Here is an 11,651-nt window from a genome sequence, read left to right on the forward strand (position 1 = left end):
GGTTGGTGAGATGGAGTCATCGACAACGGAGGAAGCGGAGACCATGGCAGAGACCCGTAAGGCGAGCCGTTTCATCGTCCCGGTCGCGGTGGCAGGAGTGGCCGCGGCCACCATCGGCCTCGTCCCGGCGCTCGCGGCGTCCGGTGACCCGGACCTGCCCGAGATCACGGCCCAGCAGCTCATCGAGAAGATCGCCGCCTCGGACACCCAGACCCTGTCCGGCACGTTCAAGATCTCCACCGACCTGGGGCTTCCGGCCCTCGGTGGCCTGGCGTCCGGCCTGGGAGGCCTGGGCGGCGACGGCGCGGGCACCGGCTCGGCCGACCCGTCCGAGAAGCTCACCGAGCTCGTCTCGGGCACCCACACCCTGCGCGTCGCGGCCGACGGCCCCGAGCGCCAGAAGCTCACCCTGCTCGACGGCTCCGACGAGTACAGCCTGATCCACAACGGCGGCGACGTCTGGGCCTACGACAGCAAGTCGAACGAGGTCTTCCACGAGAGGGGCGCGTCCGGCGGCGCCCCCGAGAAGGACGAGCGGCTCCCGGGCACCCCGAAGGAGCTCGCCGACGAGGTCCTGAAGGCCGCAGGCGACACCACGTCGATCACGGTCGACGGGACGGCGAAGGTCGCCGGCCGGGACGCGTACCAGCTGGTGATCAAGCCGAAGCAGACCGGCTCGACGGTCGAGTCGGTGAAGATCGCGGTGGACGCGGCGAACGGCACCCCGCTGAAGTTCACCCTCTCCTCGGTCGAGGGCGGCAAGCCGGTCGTCGACGCGGGCTTCACGAAGGTGGACTTCGCGAAGCCGGCCGCCTCCGACTTCGCCTTCGAGGCGCCGAAGGGCGCGAAGGTGACGGAGGGAGCGGCGGAGAAGGCCGCGGACGAGGAGAAGCTGCCCGAGGGCTTCGAGGAGGGCTTCCCGGGCCTCGGCAAGGGCTTCGGCTTCGGCTCCGGCGAGGGCGTGAACGTCATCGGCGAGGGCTGGACGACGATCGCGAAGCTCGACACCGGGGCGCCGGCGCCGAAGACGGACGAGGCGCCGAAGGAGATCCAGGGCTTCCTGGACTCCCTCGGCGACAAGGTCACCGGCACGTTCGGCTCGGGCACCGTCTTCAAGACGAAGCTGGTGAACGCGCTCCTCACCGACGACGGCAAGGTCTACGTCGGCGCGGTGACGAAGGACGCGCTGGTGGACGCGGCCAACGCCGGCAAGTAGCCGACCGGTTGGGACCCCGGGCGGGTCGGGGGCGATGTTCACCGACCCACCCGGGAGTTCTGTGCGGGGCGAGGACGACTACGGGAACGTCAGCTTGAAGCCGTTGATGTAACCCGTGTCGATCGACGCCTTGTCCTGGACGCGGAGCTTCCAGACACCGTTGGCGACCTCCGAGGAGGCGTCCACGGTGTACGTCTGGACGATGTTGTCGGCGCTGCCGCCGGCCCGGTTGCTCAGGTTGTAGACCGAGCCGTCGGGGGCGACGAGGTCGACGACGAGGTCACCGATGTAGGTGTGGACGATGTCCACGCCGACCTTGAGGGCCGAGGGCGCGTTGCCCGCGACGCCGCTGACGGTGACCGAGGAGGTCACCGCGGCGCCGTTGTCCGGGACGGCGACGTCCGCCGTGTTCTCGAAGACCGTGCCGGTGGGCGGGGTCGTCGTCCCGGTGGACAGGTTCCAGATCGCGTAGGCGATCGCGTCCGAGTTCCGGTCCAGGGCGGTGTCGTTGATGTTCGCCGAGGTGTCGCAGGACGCGTGGTAGCAGCGGTCGAAGGCCTGGCCGGCCGTCCCGCCCCACTTCTGCGCCTGCGCCGACGTCTTGGTGTAGTCGGCGCCGGAGAAGAGCCCGCCGACCGGGATGCCCACGTTCTTGAAGGGCGCGTGGTCGGAGCGGCCGTCGCCCTCGGTCTCGATCTCGGTGGGGATGCCGAGGCCGGTGAAGTAGTTCTTGAACGTCTGCTCGATCGTCGGGTCGTCGTCGTAGACGAAGTAGCCCGGGTTCGGCGAGCCGATCATGTCGAAGTTCAGATAGCCGCTGATCTTCGAACGCTCGGTGGAGGCAAGGCTGTTGACGTAGTACTTCGACCCGACGAGCCCGAGCTCCTCGGCGCCCCACCAGCCGAAGCGCAGGTGCTTCGTCGGCTGGAGCTGGGCGCGGGAGACGGCGAGCGCGGTCTCCAGGACCGCGGCGGACCCGGAACCGTTGTCGTTGATGCCGGGACCTGCGGTGACCGAGTCGAGGTGCGAACCGGCCATCAGGACCTGGTTCGGGTCGCCGCCCGGCCAGTCGGCTATCAGGTTGTAGCCGGTGGCGCCGCTGGAGGTGAAGGTCTGCAGGGTGGTGGTGTAGCCGGCGGCGTCCAGCTTCGCCTTCACGAAGTCGATCGAGGCCTTGTAGCCGGTACGGCCGTGGGCGCGGTTGCCGCCGTTGGCGGTGGCGATCGACTGAAGGTCCGTCAAGTGCTGCTTGACGTTGGCGAGCGAGATGTCGGGCGCGGCGGTGGCCGCCTCCGACCCGGCGGAGGCGGTGCCGGTGAGACCGGCGAGCGCGAGCGCCGCGAGAGCGGCGACCGCGGTGACGCGTCTGGGCACGGAGATGTTCATGTGGGGGCTCCGGATTCCGAACGGGGATGGGACGGAACGTGCGAGACGCCCCGGGCGTGGGTGCCACGAGGCGGCTGGAGCTGTGCGGACGTGCGGTTGTTCAGTTGTGCGAGTGTTCGGTCGTGCGTGCTGAATGTTCAGTGAGAGTTTGACTCCCCGTCAAGAGCGGAAACCGGTCAGGCGCGTTCGCTCACCGGACAGGCGGCGATTCCGCCCCTGCCCAGGGCCCGCGCGGGCCCCCGCTCCCAGCGCGCCGTCCGAATTCCGCCAGCGGCGCGGGGCGGGCCGCGTGACCCTGGCGGCATGAGCACCCACACCACCGCCTACCTGCCCCGGGCCGTCCCGCCCGCCGTCCTCGCCGAGCTGCGCGTCGCCGACGACGCCGGGCGCGCCCTCGACCCGTACCCCGCCACCGACGGCGGGCATCCGCTGCGCTGCTGCCTGCGCCCCTCCGCCCCCGGCGAGCGGATCGCGCTCGTGTCGTACGCGCCGCTGCGGCGCTGGGCCCTCGCGACCGGCGCCGAGCCCGGCGCGTACGACGAACAGGGACCCGTCTTCATCCACGCCGAGGACTGCGGGGGCCCCGCGCCCTCGGGGACGTACCCCTTCGAGCGGGCCGGGGCGCTGCGGACCGTGCGCCGGTACGACGCGGCCGGCCGGATCGTCGGCGGGCGGCTCCTGGAGCTCCCGGAGGCGCCGGGCGAGGGCTTCGACGAGGCCTTCGCGGAGGCCTTCGCCGACCCGGCCGTCGCTCTCGTGCACGTCCGGGCGGTCGAGTACGGCTGCTTCCACTTCGAGGTACGGCGGGCCTGACGCTTCGAGGTGCGGTGGGGCCGACGCTTCGAGGTGCGGTGGGTCCGGCGCTTCGGGGTCGGGCGGGCCCGACGCTTCGAGGTTCGGCGGCCTGACGGCGCCGGCGCGCGTCCCGGGTCGGTACCCGGTGGGCGTCGGCGCGCGCCTCCGGCGTCAGCGCCCCCGGGACCCGTTCGTCAGTGCACGCAGAACTCGTTGCCCTCCGGGTCGGTCATGACCGTCCAGGACCCGCCCGGCTCGTCCACCCGGCGCAGGACCTTCGCCCCGAGGCCCTCCAGACGGCCCACCTCCGCCTCGCGCGTGCCCGGTTCCGGGTGGAGGTCGAGGTGGAGGCGGTTCTTGACGGTCTTCGGCTCCGGCACGCGCTGGAAGAGGATCCGGCGGCCCAGGCCCGTGTCCGTCACCGGGTCGTGGGGGTCGTCCGGGTGGCGGACGGCGGCGAGGTCGCGCCAGCCGAGGCGCTCCCGCTCCGTGCCCTCGCCCACGGTCGCCGTCGCCTCTGCCGGGGCCGCGCCGAGGTCGAGGAGGCGCCGGATGTGGGCGCTGTGGTCCTCCTCCGCGTACCCCAGGGCGGCGGCCCAGAAGGCGGCCTGGGCGTGGGGGTCGGCGGTGTCCAGGACGAGCTTCCAATGGATCGGTGTCATGTGCCCGTTCTATGGGTGATGTGCCCCGGGCCGCCACCGGAACGACGCTTCCGCACCGGGACGGCCGGCCCGGGACGCCGGCTCGGGATGAAGTGGGACGGCCGTCGCGTTCGGGACGGCATAAGGTCGGCCTGCCGGGCCGCACCATCCCGCTGAAACCCCTTGAGACGCCTCCAGGAGCGCATCCATGAAGATCGCCGTACTCGGAACCGGTGAGGTCGGCCACAGACTCGCCGGCAAGCTCGCCTCCCTCGGCCACGAGGTCACGATGGGCTCCCGCACCGCCGACAACGCCGAGGCCGTGAAGTGGGCCGAGGAGCACGGCGGCGCGCACGGCACCTTCGCCGACGCCGCCGGCCCCGCCGAGCTGGTCGTCAACGCGACCGGCGGGCTCGTCTCCCTGGCCGTCCTGGAGGCGGCGGGCGCCGAGAACCTGCGCGGCAAGGTCCTGATCGACGTGTCCAACGCGCTCGACTTCTCGGAGGGCTTCCCGCCCAAGGTCGGTCTGCCCGACGGCAGGAGCGTCGCCGAGCAGCTCCAGACCGCCTTCCCGGAGACGCGCGTCGTCAAGACGCTCAACACCATGACCAACACCGTCATGGTCGAGCCCGGCCGGGTCCCGGGACACCACAACGTCTTCCTCAGCGGTGACGACGAGGACGCGAAGGCCGTGGTCGCGGAGCTGCTCGTCTCCTTCGGCTGGGCCGCCGACCGGATCATCGACCTCGGCGAGCTGTCGACCGCCCGTGCCACCGAGCAGCTGATGCCGCTGTGGCTGCGTCTCTACGGGGTGCTCGGGACCGGCGACTTCAACTTCGGCGTCGCCGGAGCCTGAACCCGCAGGTGGTCCAGGAGTCCGGCGGGCTCCGGGTACGGCTCCTCACGGGGGAGCAGTCGGCCGGCGGCCTCCAGGTCGCCGGCGCGGACGAGCGCGTGGACCTCGTGGGCGAGCGGCGTCACGTCCGTGACGGAGACCGTCCACTCGTCCGCGTACCGCCGCGACGCGTCGCCCGAGAGCCCGAGCTGGAGCGAGCGGTACGGGAGCGGCCGGAGGTACGGGTCGCGCTCCGGGTCCCACTGGACCCGGGCCGGCGCCTCCCGCAACTGCCGCTTCCAGGAGGCCTGGTCGGGGTGGAAGCCGCGCTCGTAGTGGGAGAGGCAGGCGTTCCGCAGGGCCCACTCGAAGCCCTCGCGGGTGATCTCCACGGCGAGGACGGTCTCCTGGCCCTCCTTCGTCCCCCAGCCGCAGCGGTACATCATCCACAGGAACGACGGCTTGATCCACGTCATCCGGTCCCGCTTCCAGGCGGCGGGGAAACGGCCGTCGCGGGCGGCGGGCAGCCCGATCGCGGGCCGGTAGGCCTGGTAGACGGTGACCGTGCGATCGGTGTGGACCGCACGGATCCGGTACTTCGGTTCTTCCATGTGTCTCAGGGTGCGGGGAGGCCCCCGGCCGGGGCCACCGGTTATCGGGACGCCGGGGGAGCCGGGGGCGGAGGTCCCGAGGCCACGGAGGTCCCGAGGCCACGGAGGTCCCGGCGCCCCCGAGGTCCCGGATCCTGCGACCAAGGTCACGGTCTGTACGCCCCGGTACGGCCCTAATGTGGAGGGATGAACGATTCGCCCGGCTGCCCGCTGATCGACGTCGCCGCCACGTACATGCCCCGGCTCTCGGAGTTCTCCTTCGAGCCCGGGCTCGTGGCCGCCGTCGACCAGCACGCCGCCGCCGTGTGCGACGCGCTGGTCCCGGCCCAGCGGGGCCCGGAGGGCCGGACCGTCCGCCGGGAGGAGCTCGCCGACTACGTCCTCGGGTTCACCGACTGGCTGTCCGAGGTCGACTGGACCGAGCCCGCCGGCCACGACTTCGCAACCCTGCACCTGACGGCGGTCTGCTGGCTGATCAAGGAGCACGACCTGCTGGGCGTGTGACGGCACGACTACGCGAGCGTGCCCCCGCTCTCGGTCAGCGTCCCGGCCGGGCCGATGAGGTGGAGACCGGCGCGGTCTCGCTCTCTCCGCCGGTGTGTCCGGTTGAGGGAGCGGTCGCGGCACGAGCGGCGGTAGCCGCCGCCTCGACCGCGGCCCGGCTCTTCCGGGCGGCCCGGAGCGCGTCCCAGGTGAGGATCGTCAGGGCCAGCCAGACGAGGGAGAAGCCCGCCCAGCGCTCCGGCGGCATCTCCTCGTGGAAGTAGACGACCCCGAGCAGGAACTGGAAGGTCGGCGCCAGGTACTGGAGGAGCCCGAGCGTCGACAGCGGTACGCGGATCGCCGCCGCCCCGAAGCAGACCAGCGGCGCCGCCGTGACGATGCCGGTGGCGGCGAGCAGCGCCGTGTGGCCGGCGCCGTGGGAGCCGAAGGCCAGGGTGCCCCGGGTCCCGAGCCAGACGAGGTAGCCGAGGGCGGGCAGGAACTGGACGGCGGTCTCGGCGGCGAGCGACTCCAGGCCGCCGATGTTGACCTTCTTCTTCACCAGGCCGTAGACGGCGAAGGAGAAGGCGAGGGTGAGCGAGATCCACGGCGGCTGCCCGTACCCGACGGCCAGGACCAGCACGGCCGAGAGGCCGACGCCGACCGCCGCCCACTGCGCGGGGCGCAGCCGCTCCTTCAGGACGAGGACGCCGAGGGCGATGGTGACGAGCGGGTTGATGAAGTAGCCGAGGGAGGCCTCGACGACGTGGCCCGTGTTCACGGACCAGATGTAGAGGCCCCAGTTCACGGTGATGACGGCGGCGGCGACGGTGATCAGGCCGAGCTTGCGCGGGCTGCGCACGAGCTCGGGTATCCAGGCCCAGCGGCGCAGCGCGAGCAGCGCGATGCCGACGAAGGCCAGGGACCACACCATCCGGTGGGCGAGTATCTCGATCGCGCCGGCGGGCTTGAGGAGGGGCCAGAAGAGCGGGACCAGTCCCCACATGCCGTAGGCGCCGATCCCGTAGAGCAATCCTGCTCGTCCGTCGTTCTCCGTCTTCACCGGACCTCCCGCCCTGTGCCGCGCCGCTGTCCTGTCGAAGGTAGCGCTGCACGGGGCAGGTTGTCATGCCCGTACCGCTATACGGTCATGACAGCGTCACGAGGTGGCGAGCGCCTCCTGGATCGAGGCGCCGATCGGGGTGGTCGGGCGGCCGATCAGCCGGGCCAGGTCGCCGGTCCGCAGGGCGAGCGCGCCGTGCTCGACGGCCCGGTCGACGTCGACCAGGATCTCGGCGAAGAACGGCGGGACGCCGGCGCCGGTGAGGATCTCCAGGTGGGTCGCGGCGGGCACGTTGCTGTAGGTGATCTCCCGGCCGGTCAGGGCGCCGACCTCGGCCGCGTACTCGGCGAGGGACCAGGCGGTGTCGCCGCTCAGCTCGTACGCCTTGTCCAGGTGCTCCGCGGCCGGGCCGGTCAGGACGGCGGCCGCAGCGGCGGCGTAGTCGGCGCGGGAGGCGGAGGCGATCCGGCCCTCGCCGGCGTTGGCGACGACGGCGCCGTGGGCCAGGACCGGGGCGAGGTTGGCGGTGTAGTTCTCGGAGTACCAGCCGTTGCGGAGGAAGGTGTACGGCAGCCCGGACGCGAGGATCAGCTCCTCGGTCGCCTTGTGCTCGTCGGCGAGGGTGAAGTCGGCCTCCGGGCCGCCGAGGACGCCGGTGTACGCCAGCTGGGCCACGCCCGCCGCCTTGGCCGCGTCGATCACGGCGCGGTGCTGCGCGACGCGCTGCCCGACCTCGCTGCCCGAGATCAGGAGCACCCGGTCGCCGGCCTCGAAGGCGTCCGCCAGGGTCTCCGGGCGGCTGTAGTCGGCGATCCGGAGCTCGACACCGCGCTCCGCGAGGTCGGCGGCCTTCTCCTTGTCGCGGACGACGGCGGCGACGGTCCCGGCGGGAACGGCGGACTCGCCGGTGAGGAGGGCGTCGATGACGAGACGGCCGAGCTGTCCGGTGGCTCCGGTGACGACGATGCTCATGGTGCTTCCTTCTTCCCGTGGGGTGCGGTGGGCGATGTACTTACCGTACGAGGGGCGCTAACCAAGCGAAAGTACCCACTTTGAAGTAAGGTACTGGCATGGGAGTAAGTAAGCAGCCGAACGTGAACGAGCCCATGTGCCCCTCGCGCCTCGTCCTGGAGCACGTCACCAGCCGCTGGGGCGTCCTCGTCCTCGCGGCCCTCCTGGAGCGCTCGTACCGCTTCAGCGAGCTGCGCCGCGAGATCGGCGGCGTCAGCGAGAAGATGCTGGCCCAGACCCTCCAGACCCTGGAGCGCGACGGCTTCGTCCACCGCGACGCCAAGCCCGTCATCCCGCCCCGCGTCGACTACAGCCTCACCCCCCTCGGCGAAGGCGCCGCCCGCCAGGTCTGGGAGCTCGCCCGCTGGACGGAGCAGCAGGTCGGCGCGGTCGAGGCGGCCCGTGAGCGGTATGACGACGCGCGTCGCGAGAGTGCCACCGCTTCGTTCCAATGATGTTGTGGTCAAGGTGAGTTGGGTCGACAGGCCGTACGATCTGCTCACCGATCGGGGGAATCCGTGAAGACCGTGGGGGAGCTGTGGCGTACGGGGACCGAAGACTGCTGCGCACCTGCTGTGCCGTGATGGTGGGCGGGCTGATCGCGACCGGATGCGGGAGCGGCGACGAGGGGAGGAAACCCGACGGCAAGGGAAGTACGAGCGCGACGGCGGCCCCGACCAAGGCCCCCGCCCCGACTCCCACCCCCACACCGACCGCCCTCGACTTCACCCCGGACCCCAAGCGCGCGCCGCAGACCGAGGCCGAGGCCAGGCGTCTCGCCCTCGCCGTCGTCGCAGGTCCCGACGCCTGGGGCCCCGAGTACGTCAAGCGCAGCCCGTACCTCAGCGACCCGGAGTACTGGCCCGTGCTCGACGAGACCTGCTCCTGGGAGACCGGCAGCCGTCCCTCGACGGTGCTCTACAGCGTCACCGCCTACAGCGAGATCCCGGCCGGCGGCGGCAAGGGCAACCTGCGGGTCGCCTCCACCGTCACCGTGCACCGCACCGAGACCGACGCCGACTGGGAGATGGCCTCCACGCTCGAAGAGGCGCTGCGCTGCCCCGACCAGCGGCTGCGCGCCGGCGAGCGCATCTCCGGGCTCATCTCGGTCGGCAACGCGTTCGGCAGCGGCGGCATGTACACCGCCGACGACTCCCTCGGCGAACGCGGCTTCTACGAGCGCGACGACGTGAAGGGGAAACAGCAGTACGGCTGGACCCAGTCCCGCATCGGCCAGGTCACCGTCGCCACCGTCGTGAAGGCCGCCCCCGGCTACGCCGAGACGGCCACGCCCACGACCACGGGCACGATCCAGCCCCAGGTCAATGCCCTCATCGCCATGCTGCAGCGCGTCAAGGAGCAGTTGGAGGTCCAGTCGTGAGCGCCGCCGCCCCCCGGCCGGGACACGAGTCCGGCGACCTCCAGCCCCTGCTGCCCTCCGACCCGTCCACGATCGCCGGATACCGGCTCCTCGGCCGGCTCGGCGCCGGCGGCATGGGCGTCGTCTACCTCGGCCGCACCGCCGCCGGCGAACTCGCCGCCGTCAAGGTCACCCACGCCGACCAGGCCGACCAGCCCGACTTCCGGGCCCGCTTCCGCCGCGAGGTCGAAGCAGCGCGGCGCGTCTCCAGCCCCTGGGCCGTGCCCGTCACCGGCGCCGACCCGGACGCCCCCGAACCCTGGATGGCCACCGCCTTCGTCGCGGGACCCTCCCTCGGCGAGGCCGTCGCCGCGCACGGCGCGCTGCCCGAGCGGTCCGTCCGGCTCCTCGGCTGGTCCGTCGCCCGCGCCCTCGCCGCCGTCCACGCGGCCGGGCTCGTCCACCGGGACGTCAAGCCCGGCAACGTCCTCCTCGCCGTCGACGGGCCCCGCCTCATCGACTTCGGCATCGCCCGCACCACCGGAGAGACCGCGCTCACCGCCACCGACATGGTCGTCGGCACGCCCGGCTTCCTCGCCCCCGAGCAGGCCGAGGCCCGCACCGACGCCATCGGCCCGCCCGCCGACGTCTTCGCCCTCGGCTGCCTCCTCGCCTACGCGGCGACCGGCCGCCCACCCTTCGGCACCGGCGCCGTGGACGCCCTCATGTACCGCACGGTCCACGACGAGCCCGACCTCACCGGCGTACCCGAAGGGCTGCTCGACCTCGTCCGGGACTGCCTCGCCAAGGACCCGGCCGCGCGGCCCACGGCGGCCGAGGCCGGCGTACGGCTCGTCGAGGACGCCCCGGGGGACGGCGCCGAATGGCTGCCCGCCCCTGTCGTCCGCACCATCGCCGAACGCTCCGCCCGGATGCTCGCCCTCCCCGAGATCGACACCACCGAGCCCGGCACGGCCCCCGCCCCGCCCACGAAGAGCCGGCGCGGCTTCCTGCTCGCCGCCGGCGCCGCCGTGCTCGCGGTGGGCGGCGGCGTCTGGGCGGGGCTCGGGGACGGCCGGGAGAGCCGGGGCGACGGCAAGAAGACCCCGCCGCCGCCCCGCACCAGCTGGACGATCGGTGTCCTCGCCGACCTCTCCGGCCCCGCCAAGGTGATCGGGCAGGCCCAGGAGCGCGGCGCGCGCCTCGCCGTCGAGCAGTTCAACGCCCGCAAGGACAAGCCCTTCACGCTCGAACTCAAGGTGGTCGACGACCGGGGCGACGCGGCCCGGGCCGTGGAACGCGCCAGGGTCCTGACCACCGACCCGGGGGTCGTCGCCGTCCTCGGCGCCACCACCGACGCCGTCGGCCTGGCCGTCCTCTCCGCCTTCGAGGAGGCCGGACTCCCGCTGATCACGGTCTCGGCCGGATACAACATGCTCACCCTGCGGCCCGACGGGAGCCGGCCGAACGGGACGGTCCTGCGGGCCATCCCGAGCCACATCTTCGCGGGCTCCCACCTCGCCTACGCCGCCACGCTGCTGCCGAAGATCAGCCGTCCCGGCGTCCTGGAGGACCGGACCGAGGACTCGTACAGCTGGCAGCTCACCGGCGGCGTCCGCTTCGGCTTCGGACAGGCCGGGATCACCCCGCACTACCGTGTCGTCCCGGCCCGGGCCCGGGCGCGCGACTACCGCCGGGTCCTCGGCGAGATGATCGACGCCGGCATCGACGCGTACGTCCACTGCGGAATCACCGAGACCGCCGTCCTCGCGGCCCGCGCGCTCACCGAACTCGGCTTCACCGGACCGAGGTTCACCGGCCAGCACGTCTTCGGTCAGGACTTCGTGGAGCGGGGTGGGGCGGACGTCGAGGGCTGGTTCGTGGGCGCGCCCGTCGCCGACCCCGCCACGCTGAAGACGGCGGCCGCCTTCACCGCCGCCTACCGTAAGCGGTACGGCACGGCCCCGGCGTACTACGCGGGCGAGTCGTACGACGTGGTCACGATGACGCTCCAGCAGCTCGCGGCCGACGCGAAGGCCGGCCGCAAGCCCGCCCGGAAGGGGCTGTGGGCCGCTCTGCGCAAGCAGAAGTACACCGGCGCGATGGGGGGTTACACCTTCAACGAGACGGGCGAGCTGAGCCCCGGCGGCACCTTCGTCTTCGCCGTGCAGAACGGCGCGTACAAGCCGGTGGGCGCCGCACCTCTGGTGCCGAACAGGCCCGCGCAGAACAAGAAGAAGGCCTGAGCCC

General features: G+C 72.5%; 12 protein-coding genes. 7 read left to right on the forward strand and 5 right to left on the reverse strand.

The annotated features are described in order from the left end of the window. The first annotated feature begins 43 nt into the window (after nt 1-43). Nucleotides 44-1,216: a LolA family protein gene (locus tag ACN9M0_RS21510; protein ID WP_426404066.1), complete on the forward strand. Its 1,173-nt coding sequence runs from the start codon at nt 44-46 to the stop codon at nt 1,214-1,216. A gap of 78 nt (nt 1,217-1,294) precedes the next feature. Here the strand turns inward: ACN9M0_RS21510 and ACN9M0_RS21515 are convergent, their stop codons facing one another. Then, complete coding sequence (locus ACN9M0_RS21515; protein WP_366036516.1) at nt 1,295-2,602, reverse strand: M28 family metallopeptidase; 1,308 nt, start codon at nt 2,600-2,602, stop codon at nt 1,295-1,297. A gap of 303 nt (nt 2,603-2,905) precedes the next feature. Here ACN9M0_RS21515 and ACN9M0_RS21520 point away from each other — a divergent pair, with 303 nt between their 5' ends. Continuing rightward, complete coding sequence (locus tag ACN9M0_RS21520) at nt 2,906-3,415, forward strand: DUF1203 domain-containing protein (RefSeq protein ID WP_366036515.1); 510 nt, start codon at nt 2,906-2,908, stop codon at nt 3,413-3,415. Between the two features lie 176 nt (nt 3,416-3,591). On the opposite strand, the gene ACN9M0_RS21525 is transcribed toward ACN9M0_RS21520, so the two are convergent. Continuing rightward, the gene (locus tag ACN9M0_RS21525; RefSeq protein ID WP_366036514.1) at nt 3,592-4,059 is read right to left on the reverse strand and encodes a VOC family protein; all 468 of its coding nucleotides are present in this window, start codon (nt 4,057-4,059) and stop codon (nt 3,592-3,594) included. Between the two features lie 187 nt (nt 4,060-4,246). On the opposite strand from ACN9M0_RS21525, the gene ACN9M0_RS21530 reads away from it, so the two are divergent. Continuing rightward, nucleotides 4,247-4,894, forward strand: coding sequence for an NADPH-dependent F420 reductase (locus tag ACN9M0_RS21530; protein WP_366036513.1), 648 nt, complete (start codon nt 4,247-4,249; stop codon nt 4,892-4,894). On the opposite strand, the gene ACN9M0_RS21535 is transcribed toward ACN9M0_RS21530, so the two are convergent. Further along, a complete protein-coding gene (locus ACN9M0_RS21535; RefSeq protein WP_366036512.1) occupies nt 4,843-5,484 on the reverse strand; it encodes a DUF4291 domain-containing protein in 642 nt (213 codons plus the stop codon). The two genes, ACN9M0_RS21530 and ACN9M0_RS21535, sit on opposite strands and share 52 nt — an antisense overlap. A gap of 186 nt (nt 5,485-5,670) precedes the next feature. Between ACN9M0_RS21535 and ACN9M0_RS21540 the strand changes: the two genes are divergently transcribed. Then, on the forward strand, nt 5,671-5,988 hold the full coding sequence (locus ACN9M0_RS21540; RefSeq protein WP_366036511.1) for a DUF6401 family natural product biosynthesis protein: 318 nt from the start codon (nt 5,671-5,673) through the stop codon (nt 5,986-5,988). Between the two features lie 34 nt (nt 5,989-6,022). Here ACN9M0_RS21540 and rarD read toward each other — a convergent pair whose 3' ends face one another. Together rarD and ACN9M0_RS21550 are read right to left on the reverse strand one after the other, a co-directional pair. Continuing rightward, nucleotides 6,023-7,030 (reverse strand): EamA family transporter RarD, encoded by a 1,008-nt coding sequence (gene rarD, locus ACN9M0_RS21545; RefSeq protein WP_426404067.1) that lies wholly within the window; start codon nt 7,028-7,030, stop codon nt 6,023-6,025. 96 nt (nt 7,031-7,126) lie between these two features. After that, the gene (locus ACN9M0_RS21550) at nt 7,127-8,002 is read right to left on the reverse strand and encodes an SDR family oxidoreductase (RefSeq protein WP_366036509.1); all 876 of its coding nucleotides are present in this window, start codon (nt 8,000-8,002) and stop codon (nt 7,127-7,129) included. A 98-nt stretch (nt 8,003-8,100) separates the two neighbouring features. On the opposite strand from ACN9M0_RS21550, the gene ACN9M0_RS21555 reads away from it, so the two are divergent. The 3 genes from ACN9M0_RS21555 to ACN9M0_RS21565 all read left to right on the forward strand — a co-directional run bounded on the left by ACN9M0_RS21555 (nt 8,101) and on the right by ACN9M0_RS21565 (nt 11,647). Next, nucleotides 8,101-8,496, forward strand: a complete 396-nt coding sequence (locus tag ACN9M0_RS21555; RefSeq protein WP_366036508.1) for a winged helix-turn-helix transcriptional regulator — start codon at nt 8,101-8,103, stop codon at nt 8,494-8,496. Between the two features lie 83 nt (nt 8,497-8,579). Next, nucleotides 8,580-9,422, forward strand: coding sequence for a hypothetical protein (locus ACN9M0_RS21560; RefSeq protein WP_366036507.1), 843 nt, complete (start codon nt 8,580-8,582; stop codon nt 9,420-9,422). After that, entirely contained in the window at nt 9,419-11,647 is a 2,229-nt protein-coding gene (locus ACN9M0_RS21565; protein ID WP_426404068.1) for a protein kinase domain-containing protein, read from the forward strand. Before ACN9M0_RS21560 ends, ACN9M0_RS21565 begins: the two co-directional genes overlap by 4 nt. Nucleotides 11,648-11,651 lie beyond the last annotated feature (4 nt).

It is taken from the genome of Streptomyces sp. R-07, assembly GCF_049913175.1.
Lineage (GTDB): Bacteria > Actinomycetota > Actinomycetes > Streptomycetales > Streptomycetaceae > Streptomyces.